General features: G+C 67.6%; 17 protein-coding genes. 6 read left to right on the top strand and 11 right to left on the bottom strand.

Annotation, left to right across the window (positions count from 1 at the left end):
• Positions 1–604: 604 nt before the first annotated feature.
• The 3 genes from ON40_RS27135 to ON40_RS27145 are packed head-to-tail and all read right to left on the bottom strand — an operon-like array spanning position 605 to position 3,426.
• Positions 605–1,810 (bottom strand): cytochrome P450, encoded by a 1,206-nt coding sequence (locus tag ON40_RS27135; RefSeq protein ID WP_040827583.1) that lies wholly within the window; start codon positions 1,808–1,810, stop codon positions 605–607.
• Positions 1,811–1,844: 34 nt separating this feature from the next.
• A complete protein-coding gene (locus ON40_RS27140; RefSeq protein WP_051193607.1) occupies positions 1,845–3,206 on the bottom strand; it encodes an NAD(P)/FAD-dependent oxidoreductase in 1,362 nt (453 codons plus the stop codon).
• A complete protein-coding gene (locus ON40_RS27145; RefSeq protein WP_040827584.1) occupies positions 3,196–3,426 on the bottom strand; it encodes a ferredoxin in 231 nt (76 codons plus the stop codon). Before ON40_RS27145 ends, ON40_RS27140 begins: the two co-directional genes overlap by 11 nt.
• 134 nt (positions 3,427–3,560) lie before the next feature.
• Between ON40_RS27145 and ON40_RS27150 the strand changes: the two genes are divergently transcribed.
• Complete coding sequence (locus tag ON40_RS27150) at positions 3,561–4,043, top strand: winged helix-turn-helix transcriptional regulator (RefSeq protein ID WP_063713094.1); 483 nt, start codon at positions 3,561–3,563, stop codon at positions 4,041–4,043.
• 60 nt (positions 4,044–4,103) lie between these two features.
• Here ON40_RS27150 and ON40_RS27155 read toward each other — a convergent pair whose 3' ends face one another.
• From ON40_RS27155 to ON40_RS27180, 6 genes are all read right to left on the bottom strand, one after another.
• Entirely contained in the window at positions 4,104–4,331 is a 228-nt protein-coding gene (locus ON40_RS27155) for a hypothetical protein (RefSeq protein ID WP_040827585.1), read from the bottom strand.
• 97 nt (positions 4,332–4,428) lie between these two features.
• A complete protein-coding gene (locus tag ON40_RS27160; protein WP_040827586.1) occupies positions 4,429–4,665 on the bottom strand; it encodes a hypothetical protein in 237 nt (78 codons plus the stop codon).
• Positions 4,666–4,821: 156 nt separating this feature from the next.
• The gene (locus ON40_RS27165) at positions 4,822–6,480 is read right to left on the bottom strand and encodes an ABC transporter permease (RefSeq protein WP_040827587.1); all 1,659 of its coding nucleotides are present in this window, start codon (positions 6,478–6,480) and stop codon (positions 4,822–4,824) included.
• The gene (locus tag ON40_RS27170; protein ID WP_040827588.1) at positions 6,477–7,412 is read right to left on the bottom strand and encodes an ABC transporter ATP-binding protein; all 936 of its coding nucleotides are present in this window, start codon (positions 7,410–7,412) and stop codon (positions 6,477–6,479) included. The genes ON40_RS27165 and ON40_RS27170 overlap by 4 nt, the downstream gene beginning before the upstream one ends.
• A gap of 54 nt (positions 7,413–7,466) precedes the next feature.
• Positions 7,467–8,174, bottom strand: a complete 708-nt coding sequence (locus ON40_RS27175) for a TetR/AcrR family transcriptional regulator (RefSeq protein WP_040827589.1) — start codon at positions 8,172–8,174, stop codon at positions 7,467–7,469.
• A 115-nt stretch (positions 8,175–8,289) separates the two neighbouring features.
• Positions 8,290–8,928 (bottom strand): O-methyltransferase, encoded by a 639-nt coding sequence (locus tag ON40_RS27180; RefSeq protein ID WP_051193642.1) that lies wholly within the window; start codon positions 8,926–8,928, stop codon positions 8,290–8,292.
• A gap of 257 nt (positions 8,929–9,185) precedes the next feature.
• Here ON40_RS27180 and sigE point away from each other — a divergent pair, with 257 nt between their 5' ends.
• The 5 genes from sigE (at position 9,186) to ON40_RS27205 (ending at position 13,438) form a co-directional block, all read left to right on the top strand.
• Positions 9,186–9,926 (top strand): RNA polymerase sigma factor SigE, encoded by a 741-nt coding sequence (sigE, locus tag ON40_RS27185; RefSeq protein WP_040827590.1) that lies wholly within the window; start codon positions 9,186–9,188, stop codon positions 9,924–9,926.
• Between the two features lie 73 nt (positions 9,927–9,999).
• A complete protein-coding gene (locus tag ON40_RS27190) occupies positions 10,000–10,434 on the top strand; it encodes a zf-HC2 domain-containing protein (RefSeq protein ID WP_063713095.1) in 435 nt (144 codons plus the stop codon).
• A gap of 10 nt (positions 10,435–10,444) precedes the next feature.
• Complete coding sequence (locus tag ON40_RS27195) at positions 10,445–12,034, top strand: S1C family serine protease (RefSeq protein ID WP_040827591.1); 1,590 nt, start codon at positions 10,445–10,447, stop codon at positions 12,032–12,034.
• 9 nt (positions 12,035–12,043) lie between these two features.
• A complete protein-coding gene (tatB, locus tag ON40_RS27200) occupies positions 12,044–12,469 on the top strand; it encodes a Sec-independent protein translocase protein TatB (protein ID WP_040827592.1) in 426 nt (141 codons plus the stop codon).
• A 132-nt stretch (positions 12,470–12,601) separates the two neighbouring features.
• Positions 12,602–13,438 carry a hypothetical protein gene (locus ON40_RS27205; RefSeq protein ID WP_040827593.1) on the top strand — a complete coding sequence of 279 codons (837 nt, stop codon included), beginning with the start codon at positions 12,602–12,604 and terminating at the stop codon, positions 13,436–13,438.
• A gap of 52 nt (positions 13,439–13,490) precedes the next feature.
• Here ON40_RS27205 and ON40_RS27210 read toward each other — a convergent pair whose 3' ends face one another.
• Together ON40_RS27210 and folP are read right to left on the bottom strand one after the other, a co-directional pair.
• The gene (locus ON40_RS27210; RefSeq protein ID WP_040827594.1) at positions 13,491–14,438 is read right to left on the bottom strand and encodes a glucosyl-3-phosphoglycerate synthase; all 948 of its coding nucleotides are present in this window, start codon (positions 14,436–14,438) and stop codon (positions 13,491–13,493) included.
• Positions 14,435–15,313, bottom strand: coding sequence for a dihydropteroate synthase (folP, locus tag ON40_RS27215; RefSeq protein WP_040827802.1), 879 nt, complete (start codon positions 15,311–15,313; stop codon positions 14,435–14,437). Before folP ends, ON40_RS27210 begins: the two co-directional genes overlap by 4 nt.
• Positions 15,314–15,338 lie beyond the last annotated feature (25 nt).

Below are 15,338 nucleotides of genomic sequence, written 5' to 3' on the forward strand. Positions count from 1 at the left end.
CGTTTTCAGTTCCCGAACCGGACGGATCCGCACGCTGTCCACACGGTACCCAACCAGTGTGCCATCACGTACGGAACCCGTTGAGCGACAAGGTTGAAGCGGTATCCGGCACCGGAAACCACTCGACTGCTCACCAGAACCGGCTACGTACGAGGAGGCTACCGAATTGTTCCCGAGGAACCGAGATTGGACTGTGCCCATTGCAATTTCGTACCTCAGACGACCTCGACACCCTCCTGGCAGACGCCGCCCAAATGAGCATCCACAGCATCATTACCTGGAACCCACGTTCACCTACCAACTCGACAGCCGAGAACCCCGTCCCCACAAACTGCACCACCGAAACCGCCCGCGGTGAGACATCACAGAATCCTCAGCGGTACAGCATATTTGCGCATGCAGACGGAGGTTGACCACGTTGAGAAGTTCCACAAGCGGCGGCGGTGAGTAGCTCTGCCGCTGGACTACCGGTGAGCTGAACCGGCAGAGTAGCGGCATGACGCCCCGGCCCGACCGGAGTTCGGCATGCGAATGCCCGCGCTGGCGGGGCGGGGCGGCCCACCCGAGTTCGGATGGGCCGCACCACTCTCGAACTGCACGCCGTTCAGGGCAGGATTCGATCGACGTCGACCCACAGGTGCCGGGGACCGCGCAGGGTTGCGGCGGGGCGGTAGGGCGGTGGGTCGGTCACCAGGCGGGGGTTGTCGAGGCGTCGGACCAGTTCCGGGAGGACTATCTGGGCTTCCATGCGGGCGAGGGGGGCGCCGATGCAGTAGTGGATGCCGCCGCCGAAACCGAAGTGCTCGTTGGGGATTCGGTCGGGGATGAAGCTGTCCGGGTCGGTGAAATGGCGGGGATCGCGGTTGCCCGCGGCCAGCAGCAGGACCACGGTCGCGCCGCGGGGGATGGTGGCGCCGCCGATCTCGATGTCGGCCAGGGTGGCACGGTAGCGGAACTGCACCGATGGCTCGTAGCGCACGATCTCCTCGATCATCGGCACGACCAGTTCGGGATCGTTTCGCAAGCGCGCCAGGACATCCGGATGGCGCAGCAGGGTGAGCATTCCGTTGGTGAGGAGGTTGACCGTGGTCTCGTGGCCGGCGATCAGCAGCAGGCGCGTGGTGATCACCAGATCCTCGCCGGTCAGCGGCTCACTGCGGGCACCGCCGGAGATCAGGCCGGAGATCAGGTCGGATCCGGGACGTCGCGCCCGCTGCGTGGTCAGCTCCGCGAGGTACGCGCTCAGCTCGGTCGACGCGTGCGTGATGGCGTCACGCTCGGACTGCGACATCGTCGGATCGAGATCGAGGCCGCGGGCGATCGTGTCGGCCCAGCCGTGGAACCGCGCCTCGTCCCGTTCGGGGATGCCCAGCAGGGCGCAGATCACGGCGACCGGCAGCGGATAGGCGATCTCGTCGACCACATCCACCCTGGTCCTGGATCCGACGGCGGCCAGCAGCCGGTCGGTCATCCGCCGCACATCCGCGCGCAGCGATTCGACCACTGCCGGGGTGAACGTGGTCATGACCGCGCGGCGGAGACGGTCGTGACTCGGCGGATCCTGTGTGAGCAGCGACTTCGGGACGTCCGTGCGCGTCGCGTGGTCCGCGTTGTCCATATCGGAGCTGATGCGCGGATCGTGCAGCAGCGCGGAGATCTCGTCGAAGCCGCTGACCACCCAGGTGCCGTCGGCCTGCTGAGCTACCGGCTGCGCACGCAGCTCGGCGTAGAGCGGATAGGGGTTCGCGCGGCTCTCGGGGGCCAGGACCCGGGCGAACAACTCGGTTCGCGCTGTCGTCGGTGCGGACATCTTTCACCTTCTCGAATACGAATTTCCGCGAAAATTATTGGAGTACAAGGGAATTACTGTCATCATCGGAAGCCCGCAGCTCGACGACCCGGACCGGATCGGGGCCGTCGGCGGCGTTGAGCCGGGGCGGGAAACTGGCTCGGGCGGCGATCATCGCGGCATAGGCGTCCAGCGCGCGGGGCGTGTCGACCGCCAGCGCGCCGACGATCCGGCCGCTGCGACCGTAGGCGGCGACGAACGCCCCGTCGGCCACCGAACCCTGCACGACGGCAACCTGATCGGCTCGGCTGGGCACGCCCACCACCTTGATGTTCACGCCGAACTGGTTGGACCAGAACGTCGGCAGCGCGGTGTGTGCGCGGACCGGTCCGTGCAGCATCGTCGCGGCCGCGACGCGGGCCTGCCGGACCGCGTTGTCCCAGTGCTCCACGGCCAGCGGAGCGTCGTCGAACAGCGGATGCGGCCAGCAGGCGACGTCTCCGGCGACCAGGACATCGTCGTCGGGATGGCCGTCGATGTCGACCGCGCGGCAGTACGGATCACAGTGCACACCGCGGCCGGTGACCGCGAGGCCGGAGCCGTCCAGCCATTCGACGTTGCGGACCGCGCCCAACGCGACGACGGTGACGTCGACGTCCAGTGCAGTCCCGTCGAACAGGCGGGCGCGGCAGAGTCGCCCGGCACCATCGCCCTCCAGTGCCAGCACCGACGTGCCGGTACGCAGGTCCACGCCGTGCCGACGGTGCAACTCGGCGGCCGCGATTCCGGCCGGAACGCCCAGCGCGCCGGTCAACGGGGCCGGGGACCGCTCGACGACGGTGACCTCCAGACCCAGTTCCCGGCAGACGGACGCGGTCTCCGAACCCACGAAACCCGAGCCGATCACCAGCACCCGCCGGGGCCGCGCGGCCAGCCGGGCGGCCAGTTCCCGGGCGTCGTCGCGGGTGCGGACACCGAACACCCCGTCGAGGGCGGCCTCGGCGGCGTCGGGCCAGGACCGGGCGCGCGCGCCGGTGGCGATCAGCAGCTTGTCGTATTCCAGCGAGGCGCCGTCGGCCAGTCCTACCGTCCGGGTCCGCCGATCCAGGCTCTGCACCGCGACTCCGAGTCGCCACTGCGCGTGAAGATCTCGCGATCCGGGCAGGCCGGTGTCGTCGGCGGACAGCCGCCCGGACAGCACTCGTTTGGACAGGGCGGGCCGATCGTAGGGCGGGTGCGGCTCCGCGCCGATCAGCGTGATCCGGCCACCGAATCCGTTCTCTCGCAATGCTTCCGCCGCATGCAGTCCGGCCAGGGATGCACCGGCGATCACCACGTGTTCCGTATCCGCCGAGCGACCGTAGCGCCGATCACCGAAAAGTCGTTGTGCGCGTTCGTCTTTCACCTCAGCGGTCACGTCCGCCTCCAACCGCGTCGACCGGGCCCGCGGCAGGCCCGAGGACGATCGCCTGCACCGGACACGCGGCGCGCGCCCGCTCGAGATGCAGCCGCCATTCGTCCGATGGCGCGCTGTCGTACTCCAGAACCTCCTGCCCGGTCAGCTCGAACACCTCCGGCGCGGCGAACACGCACTGCCCATAGCTCTGGCAGCGCGCCAGATCGACCAACACCCTCATCGCCGCCCCTCCTTTCCCCGAAATGGAATGAGGCACTTCGCGATCCATCGCGATGCCTACAATTACTATCAGTCATGAAGTACATCTTGTCCAGGAGTACTTCTATGAGAATAGTGTGAGGTATCGTGGTCGCCATGTCGGACAGCTGCGAACCACACCCGGCCCAGGAGGTGTTCACGCTCCTGGGCGAGCGATGGAACAACGCGATCCTGCGCGAGGTCTACTGGGGCGTGCACCGGTTCGGCGCGTTGCAGCGCAACCTGGGCATCGGCCCCAATACGCTGACCAGCCGCTTGGCAACGCTGGTCGAGCTCGGTCTACTCGAACGTCACCGCTACCGGCCGGACAAGGAGTGGTACGACTACCGGCTCACCGACGGCGCGCGGCAACTCGTACCCGCCTGGATCGCACTGACCCAATGGGGCCGCGCCCATCTGCACCCCGACCGGCCCGACCGCCGCCGCATCCGGCACACCGGCTGCGGCGAGCTGGTGAGTCCACAACTGACCTGCAATCACTGCGGAGAGGTCCTCACCGGCCACGACCTCGAGCCCATCGAACTATCCGACGAGGAAGCGGCCACGAGCGCCCACACCGATACGACCATGGCGAACTGAGCCTCACCGATCACTGCGCCCCGAGCGGCCCCATGCCGCCTCGAATCCCCGAACCCGGCGCTAATTCCAGCCCGGCGGAGGCGTGTTCGGCCCCGCGGTGCAGAACGGATAGCACGTGCCGGGGGTCGGGGTGGGCGTCGGAGTCGTGGAGTGACGCCCACCGAATCCGCCGGTCACCAGAAGCATGACCAGCAGGGCGACGAAGACGGCGAAACCGAGGACCACGCCGACGAGCACGATCCACCCGCGCGGCAAGACCTCGATGAGAATCGCACGCTGGATCACCACTGCTCATCACCCCACAACCGAATCGCACACTGCCCCAATGATATCGGTTCGGGGCGAATCGGGTGGCCGCCAGCCCGAGATCGATCGACGACGCTGGTCAGCTCGGGTGTACGGGTGTGGGGGTGGCGGTGGGGTCGGCCGCGCAGAAGGGGGCGCAAGTGCCGGGGGTGGTCAGGACCGAGGATCGTTGGTCCTTGAAATGGGCGCCGCTGACCAGGAGCAGGACCACGAGTGCGGCGGCTATCACCAGGCAGAAGGCGATCAGGAGTGGGCCGATGAATCCGCCGGGCATGTGCTCGCCGAGTTCGTCCTGGATTTCCACGAATTTGGTCATGCCGCATCACCCCTCGCGACCACTCGACCGGCTGCGCGGCGGTTTTCGACTGGCAGTGCTGGGGCAGGTGGTTGCGCAGGACTCCGAGCGATCCGCCGAAGAATACGCCCCCGGCGCAGGCCGGAGGCGTATCAGGTGGAATCGGCGGACGAACTCTCAGCGAAGATCGCGTCGACGGAAGGCGTACAGTCCCGAGCCGATCAGCGCCGCGGCGATCACCACCAGGATGACGACCGGCGTCCACGCGAACGGCTCCGCGGGCAGTTTCGGCAGATGGCTGTACGGGTCGATGTCCAGAACCCATTGCGGCATACCGGCGATCGAGCCGAGCAGGAACAGCGCCACCCCGGCGGTGAACACGCCCCAGGCCACCGAGGCCCAGCGCGGCAGCACTCCGAACAGCAGTACCGCGGCACCCGCGAACAACCACACGGCCGGCAGCTGCACCAGCGCCGCGCTCAGCACCCGCGGCAACTTCCCGCCGACGTCGTGCGCGGCGATACCGTACGCCAGACCGGCCAGCACACCCGAGATCAGCAGCAGTACAACCGGTCCCACAATCGCGAACACCAGATGCGAGGCGACCCAGCGTATCCGGCCCACCGACCCGGTCAGCACGATCTCCGCGCGATCGGCCGATTCCTCCGAATTCAGCCGCAGCGTCGCCGATATCGCGTAGGCGGCCGCGGCCAGACCCAGCAACGTGAACGCGGTGGTGATGAAGGCGTCCTCGAGGGCATTGGCCCCGCCCATGCGAGCGATGATGTCCTGCACCGATTTACTGCCGCCGACCTCGTTCGCGATGCCGTTGACAACACTCCCGATGACCAGCCCGTACAACCCGAGCCCGACGGCCCACACCACGAGGGCGCCGCGCTGCAACCGCCAGGCCAGCCCGAACGGTCCGGACAGCGTGGGCGCGGCCACCGGCACACCGGGACGTTCGGCGATCAGCCCGGCCCCGATGTCCCTCCGCCGCAACAGCGAATAGGACACCGCGATCAGCACGATCGTGGTCGCCACGTGCAGCAGCAGGATCCACCAGTGATCCCCCGACAGCGCCCGCACCTGGATCGACCAGCCCTGCGGGGAGAACCAGCTGAACGGATCGGCGGGTCCGTCGGCAGCGCGCGCATCGCCGACCGCACGCAGCACATAGGTCGCCGCGAGTACGGCGAACGCGATCCCGCGAGCGGTGCGAGCGCTCGCGGACAGCTGCGCGGCCACCGCGCCGACGGCGGCGAACACCATGCCCGATCCGGCCAGCGCCAGCCCGAATGCCAAGGCCCCGTGCCCGTCCACACCCGCACCCTTGATGCTGACCACCGCGAGTAGACCGGTCGCCAATGCACCGATGCACGAAACCAGCAGCGCGGCAGTGAGATTGGCCAATCGGCCGACCCGAGTCGAGGCGAGCAGCTCCTCGCGACCGGTCTCCTCCTCCGCGCGGGTGTGCCGGATGACGGTCAGAATGGTCGCGATGCCGATGATGGTGAAGAACATCCCGGCCTTCCACAACCCGGCTGCCGCGCCTGAGGTGGTGTTGTAGACCGGCCCGTACATGGCCAGCTGGGCGGGACTGGTGTTGACCGTATGTGCGAAGTGCGCCAACTGATCCGGGGTCGAATACACCTTCTCGGTGCTCTTGACGTAGACGCTGCCCAGCGGCAGCGACAACAGCAGCACCCACAGCGGCAACACGATCCGATCGCGCCGCAGATACAGCCGCAGCAGCCGCCAGGTACCGGTGAATTCCGATGCGCCACTGGATGATTCGGTGCGGCCGACCGGTCCGGCCAGTGTCGCGGTGGTCATTTCGACACCTCCGCCATATCGCGATCGCCCGCGCCGGTGGAACCATCGGCGCCCAGCGAATAGTGGCGCAGGAACAGCTCTTCCAGCGTCGGCGGCTGGCTGACCAGACTCCGCACACCGGCATCGCCGAGTACCCGGATCAGCTCGCCGAGATGTTCGCTGTCGACCTGGCAGCTCAACGTGTGATCGCTGATATCGATGTCCTCCACACCGGCGATCCGGCTCAGATCACCCGGGTCACCGGTCAATTCGGCCTTGATCGAGGTGCGGCTCAGATGCCGCATCTCCGCGAGCGAACCGCTCTCCACGGTCTTTCCGGCGCGGATGATGGTCACCCGATCGCACAGCGCCTCGACCTCGGACAGGATGTGACTGGACAGCAGCACCGTCACACCCCGCTCGGCCGCTTCGCGGGCACAATCGCGAAATATCTGCTCCATCAACGGATCCAGGCCCGAGGTGGGCTCGTCCAGCAGCAGCAGCCGAGCCTGCGAGGAGAAGGCCGAGACCAGGGCGACCTTCTGCCGATTGCCCTTGGAATAGGTGCGCGCCTTCTTGCGCGGATCGAGTTCGAAACGCTCGATCAGCTCGGCCCGGCGATCGGCGTCCAGGCCGCCGCGCATCCGAGCGAGCAGATCGATGGTCTCCCCGCCGGACAACGACGGCCACAGCGTGACATCGCCCGGGACATAAGCGATATCGCGATGCAGCGCGACCGCGTCGGTCCACGGATCGCGGCCCAGGACCTCGGCGGTGCCGGACGTGCGGGCCAGAATTCCCAGCAGAATCCGGATGGTGGTCGACTTGCCCGCGCCGTTGGGGCCCAGGAAGCCGTGCACCTCCCCCTCGGCGACGTCCAGATCGAGGCCGTCGAGGGCACGTACCTGTCCGAAATGCTTGTGCAACTGTCGGACGACGATTGCCGATGACATCGGATCTCCTGTATTCGTGGCACGGACCGCGACTCCGCGGGATCGTCCCCGGAATCAGCCCTCCGCGCCGGATGGGTTCATGGGTGGAATATGTTGTGCGTCAGTGTTTTCACGCCCGGACAGCAGCGTGTCCAGCGCCATCGAATCGGTGAGCAGACCGTTGGTGTAGAGGTCGATCGCGGGCAGCATCATCACCTCGGTGTACTCCCGCAGCATCTTCGGATAGTCCGGCACGCCGTCGTGTTGGGCCAGGTAGAGCTGCATGAACAACAGGAAGCCCCCGCCGTTCTGCAGGCCCATGTAGCGAGCGGTCGCCTTCAGGTCCAGCGGCGCCCGCAACGAGCCGTTCTCGATGCCGACCTTCAGATAGGACTCCATGTCGGCGACCATGTGGTCGAACATCTCGACCGCCAGCGGTCCGCCCGCCTGCAGGCTGCGCATCAGGTAGGCCAGGTACGGCGCGAACTCCTCGACCTCGGCCATCGCCTGCAGCAGCCCCTTCGGAGAAGGGTTGCTCATGTACTCCATCTTGGCCCTGCGGATGAACTCGCGGACATTGTCGTCACATGCCTGCCGCAGCCCGTCCTTCGAGCCGAAATGATGGTTGACCAGGCCGGGTGACACGCTCGCCGCGGCGGCGATGGCACGAACCCCGACCCCGAAACCCTGTTCTCCGAAAATTGTCATCGCGGCCTCACGAATGCGGGCGCGAGTATTCAGATCCTCGGGGGATCCTTCCGGTACGGCGACTCCTTTGAACACATGTTTAATATACTAAACAGGCGTTCAATCGTCACGCAAGAGTTCGCCCGAACTTCCGGCGTGTCGTATTCACACCTTCGCGCCACGGCCGCCGATCAGGGCCGTGACCTGCGGATCATCCGCGCGAGGCGCAGAGCAATCCGTCGCCGAGCGGGATCAGCACACTCGTCAGCCGCGGATCCTCGGCGATCGCGCGAGTGGCCGCGCGCACCGCCTGGGTTCCCGCATCGCGTTGGGCCGGATCGGGCACCCGCCCGCCGAGCAGGGCGTTGTGCAGCATGATCGCGCCGCCCTCGCGCAACAGCCGCACACCTTGCTCCACGTACTGCGGATGTTCGAGCGGGGCGGCATCGATGAACACCAGGTCGTAGGCGCCGTCGGCGAGCCGGGGCAGCACGTCCAGAGCGCGGCCGTTGATCAAGCGGGTGCGCGCGGGGGCGATCTGGGCGGTCCGGAACGCGTCGCGGGCCGCGCGCTGATGTTCGGGCTCGGAATCGATCGTGGTCAGCGTGCCGTCCTCGCGCATACCGTCCAGCAGCCACAAACCGCTGATCCCCGCGCCGGTGCCCACCTCGACCACCGCCCGCGCGCCCAGCAGTTGCGCGTACATACTCAGCAGCGCACCGACCGACGGCGGGACGGGCGCGGCGCCCAGTTCGGTGGCGCGTTCCCGCGCGGCGAGGAGAACCTCGTCCTCGACCACGGAATCCTCGACGTACGCGAGGTTGCGTTGCAGGGCCGATGCGGTGGGTATGACGCTCACGCGTATGAGGCTAATCGCGGATCACCTGGACGGCCCGGCGACGCGAGCGCAGTTTTTCTCAGGTGTCGCTCAGGCTCCCCATACCACGGCCACATCGGGACCACGTTTAGTAAGGACTACGCAAAGGCCGACCGACCGTCGACCGGCGCCGGGGAACAACCTGATACGCATCGACGGTTGTAACCGACATACGACACGAGTCGTAGCAGCGCCGGGCGCGGTCCCGAGTAGGAGGTAACCCCATCCACATGGTCGATGCGGCGCGTGAGTTCGCCACCCTGCCCGAGTCGAGTGTGCCGATCGATGGCACCTCGGCCGAATACCCCCTGCCCGCGGCGGACGGCAGCGACCCTGCCGCGCTCCCCGCCCACCCCGACGAGGCCGTCGAGGCCGAACTCGCCGAGCCCGATCCGTTGTCGGGCACCGCGGCCTTCGACGCCACCGGCGACCGCACCATGATGCCCACCTGGGACGAGTTGGTCCGGGAACATGCCGACCGGGTCTACCGATTGGCATACCGTCTCACCGGCGATCCGCAGGACGCCGAGGATCTCACCCAGGAGACGTTCATCCGCGTCTTCCGGTCGCTGCAGAGCTATCAGCCCGGCACGTTCGAGGGCTGGTTGCATCGCATCACCACGAACCTGTTCCTGGACATGGTGCGTCGCCGCAATCGGATCCGGATGGAGGCACTGCCCGAGGACTACGATCGCGTGCCGTCCGAGGGCCCCGACCCCGAGCAGGCCTACCACGACTCCCGCCTGGATCCTGACCTGCAATCCGCGCTCGACGCACTCGCGCCGGAATTCCGCGCCGCGGTGGTCCTGTGCGATATCGAAGGCCTGTCCTACGAGGAGATCGGCGCCACGCTCGGCGTCAAATTGGGCACCGTGCGCAGTCGCATCCACCGCGGGCGTCAAGCGCTGCGGGAGTACCTTGCGCATAATGGATCTCAGCCGCGGTTCGCCGCCACGGAGAAGGTCGGGTAATTTACGGCCGTCGCCGACGGCGGAAATTCTGTTGGTGCCAGCTGTTGTCAGGTCGGAAGGGTGTGTACACCGTATGAGTGGCCAGGAGCGCGATTCGGGTAACGCGGCCGGTAGAGCGCCCCAACGCCGACCCAGCTTCGCTCCGACCGAACATCTGGCCAGCGAGGCCATCGCCGCCTACGTCGACGGCGAGCTCCGGATGAATCCCTATCTACGTGCCGCCGAGCATCTGGCCCGGTGCCCCGAATGCGCGGCGGAGGTCGAGGCGCAGCAGCAGGCCCGCATCGCCCTGCGCCAGGCCGCCCAGATGCAGATTTCCGCACCGCACGATCTGCACGACACGCTGAGCCGGATCCCGCTGGCGGACCTCACCGGAAATGGCGTCGAAGATATGTCCCGCGGCCCGAGTTTCCTGGGCCTGCGCACGGATTCGTTCCGTTTCGCCTCTTCGGCGGACCGCGAATTGAGTTCCGACAGCAGGCGATGGACCGGTTGGTGGCGCAAGTAGAGTTCGTACTGTGACCACCGAATCGACGAACACCGGATCACAATCCGCGGCGGACGGGGCTGCTGGGCAGTCGTCCGCGTCGGATTCGGCGGCCAATCGGGGGAACCTGAGGCCGTCGGACGCACCGGTATTGGGCCCGCGGCCGGTCTACCGGCCGGATATCGACAAGCACACCGCGCGCGCGTTCCGCCGCCCCGACGGGCAGAGCGGATCCTTCGCTCCCCACACCACGGCGCCGCAGCAGCAGGCCGCCGCACCCGAACTGGTGAACCGGCCGCCCGATTCGGTACTGGCCGAGGCGTTCGGCCGCCCCGAGGGCTCGGACGAGCTGCTCCAGCGCGATCCGGACGACACCGGAGACTCCGCCACCCCCGCCCCGCCCGGCGACCCGTGGCGCGATCCGGATGCCAGTGCCCGCCTCGGCGCACCCGCCGTCGGCACCCCGCAGCCCCCGCGTCCGCGTCCGGGCATCAAACTCAGCGCCCGCGAGGTCCTGTTCGGCAGCCGCGTCGCTCCCAAGGCTCTGGTCATTCTAGGCGTGATCGCGTTGGTCATCGGTCTGGCCGGTGGTCTGGTCGGCCGGCTCACCGCCGAGGCCACCTCGGTACTGACCTCCAAGAAGGTCACGCTGGCCCAGGACGGCGTTTCAGGGAAACCGCAGGGCTCGGTGTCCAAGGTCGTCGACTCCGTGATGCCCTCGGTGGTGCAGATCCGCGAGACCGTCGGCGACAACGGCGCGCTCGGCTCGGGCGTGGTCATCGACGGCGGCGGCTACATCGTCACCAACAATCACGTGATCTCGATGGTCGCGATGGACAGGACCAACCACGGCAAGATCCAGGTGACCTTCTCCGACGGCTCCCGGTTGCCGGCCTCGCTGGTCGGCCGCGACCCCAAGACCGACCTGGCGGTCCTGAAGGTCGACAACGTCAAGAACCTCACCGTCGCCCGCCTCGGCAAATCCGACGACGTGCAGGTCGGCGACGCCACCCTCGCGATCGGTTCCCCGCTGGGTCTGCAGAAGACCGTCACCGCGGGCATCGTCAGCGCACTGCATCGCGCGATGGTCGAGACCCCGGAGGCCGGAGACGACACCGCCGGCGCGTTCGACGCGGTGCAGACCGATGCGGCGATCAACCACGGCAACTCCGGTGGCGCGCTGGTCGACGGTCAGGGCAGGCTCATCGGCATCAACACGGCCATCCGCAGTGAGAGCGGCGGTTCGGTCGGACTCGGTTTCGCGATTCCGGTCGACCTGGTCAGGCGGGTCGCGCAGACGATCATTCACCACGGTGTGATCGAACACCCGTGGCTGGGCGTGAGCGCCAAGACCAAACAGGTCGAGAACGACACGCTCAGCGGCGCGGCCATCGCCGACGTGGTGGCCAACAGCCCGGCGGCAAAGGCCGGTCTGACCGAGGGCGATGTGGTGGTGAAGGTCGGCGATCGCGAGGTCACCGAACAGGCCGAACTCACCGTCGCGGTGATGTCCCAGCAGATCGGGCAGAAGGTCGATTTCCAGATCGTGCGCGATGGTCGGCAGGTCACCATTCCGGTGACGCTGGAATCCGACCGGAACGCACCCAAGCCACCCCAGTAACCTGGTCTCATGTTCGATATCGGCTGGCCCGAGATGATGATCCTGGTGGTTGCCGCCTTGGTCGTGCTCGGGCCGGAACGGTTGCCCGGGGCTATCCGCTGGACCGCGCAGAGTCTGCGTCAGGTACGCGATTACGCGAGTGGCGCCACCAATCAGCTGCGCAGTGAACTCGGTCCGGAGTTCGACGAGCTGCGCAAACCGCTCGACGAGTTCAACGAGCTGCGTAAACCACTCGACGAGTTGCGCGGGATGACGCCACGTTCGATGGTGACCAAACACCTGTTGAACGGTGACGACTCGATTTTCACCGGCAATTTCGACAAGCCGGGCGGTACGTCGCCGGAGTCGGCGGGGCCGTACACCCCGCCGCAGACTCCCGCGCCGAAACCGCTGGGGCACAACGAGAAGCCACCCATCGATTTCGACGCAACATAACGATTTCGGCCCGGACCGGCCGGTCGCCCAGCAGTGTTCGGCAAGGTAGCGGGCCGACGCGCGTTCGCAATCGGAAATACCACGTCAAGTGGTCTAGACACATACCACTGTCGAGGTATCTAGACTGCGCACATGTCGGCCGATGAGGTGGCACGGGTGTTCGCGATCGATGACAAGGTCGAACGCCTCAAGGCGGCCACCGACGGAGTCGCCCAGGCGCAGCAGACCATCAACGAGCTCACGCGCATCCGGCGAGCAGTCATCCGAGATCTGCATGCCGAAGGGTGGACCTTCGCCAGAATCGGTGCGGCCGCGGGACTTTCGCGTGCCCGGATCCATCAGGTGAGCACCCAGGGGCCGGTGCCGGAGGGGCTGTTCTTCGGACACGGTCCGCTGACCATCGTCACGCCCGAGGTGCGCAGCACCACCCGCGCCGCGCCGCTGGTCGGCGCACCCGATGCCACGGCGCCGCACCGCCTCGAGGAATTGCTGCGTGAACTGGGCTTCTCGGTGACCGTGGAACGTTTCCTCCCCGGCCGGGCGCTGGATCTGGAACGCGACGGACTCATCATCCTGGGCGGTCCGGAACTCTCGCCGAGCCTGCGCTATCTCACCGCCGCCGATCCGCGACTACGTCGCACCATCGCCCGCGCCGGGCGGGTGCGCCGCGGCATCGAGGACCGGGCCGCCCGCCGCGTCTACCGTCCCGGCGGCACCGAACCCTACGACATCGCCTATCTGGCCCGCCTGCACCGCCCCGACAGCCACGGCACGGTGCTGCTCATCGACGGCCTGCACCCGCCCGGATCGCTCGGCGCGATCCGCCTGCTGGCCACCCGTCTGGCCACCCTGCACGAGCGCGCGGGCACCCACCCGTTCTCGGCCGTGGTCGGCGTCCGCTACGACCGCAACACGGGCGAACCGCTCGAGGCGGATCTGCTCACACCCATCTACCGCCACGAACGGTGACGACAGGCTCACCGGCGGCCTGCGAGCGGTGAACAGGCCCGGGAGCGACTCCTCAGGCAGCGACGATCGCCGGACGCAGCGTATTCATCGGGGGACGATCCTCCAGCGAGACGTCGGTGGTCAACGCCGTGAATTCGTCGCCTACCAGCGGAAACTGGGTCAAGGCGGCGCCCGAATCACGAATTCCGGTGCGGCCCAGCATGGTTCCCATGATCTGGCGGCTCATCACGCCCAGGTCGGACAGCGGGCGGTTGCGGTGGGTGCGCACGCCCAGGTTGACCTGGCCGATGGCGGACATGCCGAGCAGATCGTAGGTGTCCAGCAGCAGGCCGATCTCGACGCCGTAGCCGGGCGCGAAGGGCACCGCGGTGAGCAGCTCCCGGGTACCGGCGTATTCGCCGCCGAGCGGTTGCAGCACCGTGGACAGGTCCGGGCGCAGCGCCGCCAGCAGAGGGCGGGCCACCAGTTCGGTGACCCGGCCGCCGCCGTTGTGGTCGACCGTCTGGCCCTGCCGCAGCGGACGACGGTAGTACGCCTTCACCAGATGCATATCCGGCACGGTCAGCAGCGGGCCGAGCAGCCGGGGCACGAAGGACGGATCCGGGTCGATCAGATCGGAGTCGACGAACGCGATCAGATCACCGGAGGTGACCGCCAGCGAACGCCACAGCACCTCCCCCTTGCCGGGGACCGGATCCAGTTCCGGCACAGCCTGTTCGCGGCTGACCACGCGTGCTCCGGCGGCGCGCGCGCGTTCGGCGGTGGCGTCGGTGGAACCGGAATCCAGCACCACCAATTCGTCCACCAGGGTGCCCAGCAGCGGCAGGATGCTCGCCACCACGTCGGCGACGGTGTTCTCCTCGTTCAGTGCGGGCAGCACCACGGAGACGGTGCGGCCCGCTTTGGCGGCGACGAGTTCGTCGACGGTCCAGTCCGGGCGGTCCCAGGTGTTGCTGGTGGCCCAGGTGTTGTCGGGAATACGGTCGGGGTTGGTCGTCATACCAGACCTCGCAGAGTTCGTGCGGGAGGACGGATGCCCTGGATGGCCGCGATCATGTCCACCACTCGCCGGGTCGCGGCGACCTCGTGGACTCGGAAGACGCGAGCGCCGGCCGCGGCTGCCCATGCCGTTGCTGCCAATGTGCCCTCCAATCGCTCGGACAGGCCGACACCCAGAGTCTCCCCGATGAAATCCTTATTGCTCAGCGCCATCAAGACCGGCCATCCGGTATTTACAAGAATGTCCACGGCACGCAACAGTTCGAGCCCGTGGTAGGTGTTCTTGCCGAAATCGTGGGTCGGGTCGATGAGGATCGAATCCTTCGCCACACCCGCGGCCGCGGCGTTCTCCGCGGCCCGCACCACCGTCTCGGTGACCTGCGCCACCACGTCGGTATAACGCACCCGATGCGGCCGCGTACGCGGCCGCGCGCCCCCGGTATGACTGCACACGATCCCCGCGCCCAGCTCGGCGGCCACACCGGCCAGATCGGGATCCGCCCCCGCCCACGTGTCGTTGATCAGATCGGCCCCCTCGGCCACCGCGGCCCGCGCCACCTCGCCCCGCCAGGTGTCCACACTGATCAACAGCTCGGGATACCGCTCCCGGATCGCCGCGACGAACGGCACCACCCGCCGCGTCTCCTCGGCCGCATCCACCACATCCCCCGGCCCGGCCTTCACCCCGCCGATATCGACCAGATCGGCGCCCTCCGCGACCGCCCGATCCACCGCCGACAACGCCGCGTCATCGGAGAAGGTGGCCCCCCGGTCGTAGAACGAATCCGGCGTGCGATTCACGATCGCCATCACCAGCGCCCGATCCTCCGCCACCGTTTTCCCGCACAAAGTAGGCAACGGCGGCGTGGAACTCATACTCAGACTGTACTGGACCAGCATC

The organism is Nocardia jiangxiensis NBRC 101359 (assembly GCF_000308615.1).
Taxonomy (GTDB): domain Bacteria; phylum Actinomycetota; class Actinomycetes; order Mycobacteriales; family Mycobacteriaceae; genus Nocardia; species Nocardia jiangxiensis.

Coding starts and splice junctions, on each gene's coding strand:
- ON40_RS27135 (WP_040827583.1), bottom strand. CDS start 1,810: ATGTCCGCACCGACGACAGCGCGAACCGAGTTGTTCGCCCGGGTCCTG.
- ON40_RS27145 (WP_040827584.1), bottom strand. CDS start 3,426: ATGAGGGTGTTGGTCGATCTGGCGCGCTGCCAGAGCTATGGGCAGTGC.
- ON40_RS27150 (WP_063713094.1), top strand. CDS start 3,561: ATGTCGGACAGCTGCGAACCACACCCGGCCCAGGAGGTGTTCACGCTC.
- ON40_RS27160 (WP_040827586.1), bottom strand. CDS start 4,665: ATGACCAAATTCGTGGAAATCCAGGACGAACTCGGCGAGCACATGCCC.
- ON40_RS27165 (WP_040827587.1), bottom strand. CDS start 6,480: ATGACCACCGCGACACTGGCCGGACCGGTCGGCCGCACCGAATCATCC.
- ON40_RS27170 (WP_040827588.1), bottom strand. CDS start 7,412: ATGTCATCGGCAATCGTCGTCCGACAGTTGCACAAGCATTTCGGACAG.
- sigE (WP_040827590.1), top strand. CDS start 9,186: ATGGTCGATGCGGCGCGTGAGTTCGCCACCCTGCCCGAGTCGAGTGTG.
- ON40_RS27190 (WP_063713095.1), top strand. CDS start 10,000: ATGAGTGGCCAGGAGCGCGATTCGGGTAACGCGGCCGGTAGAGCGCCC.
- tatB (WP_040827592.1), top strand. CDS start 12,044: ATGTTCGATATCGGCTGGCCCGAGATGATGATCCTGGTGGTTGCCGCC.
- ON40_RS27205 (WP_040827593.1), top strand. CDS start 12,602: ATGTCGGCCGATGAGGTGGCACGGGTGTTCGCGATCGATGACAAGGTC.
- ON40_RS27210 (WP_040827594.1), bottom strand. CDS start 14,438: ATGACGACCAACCCCGACCGTATTCCCGACAACACCTGGGCCACCAGC.
- folP (WP_040827802.1), bottom strand. CDS start 15,313: ATGAGTTCCACGCCGCCGTTGCCTACTTTGTGCGGGAAAACGGTGGCG.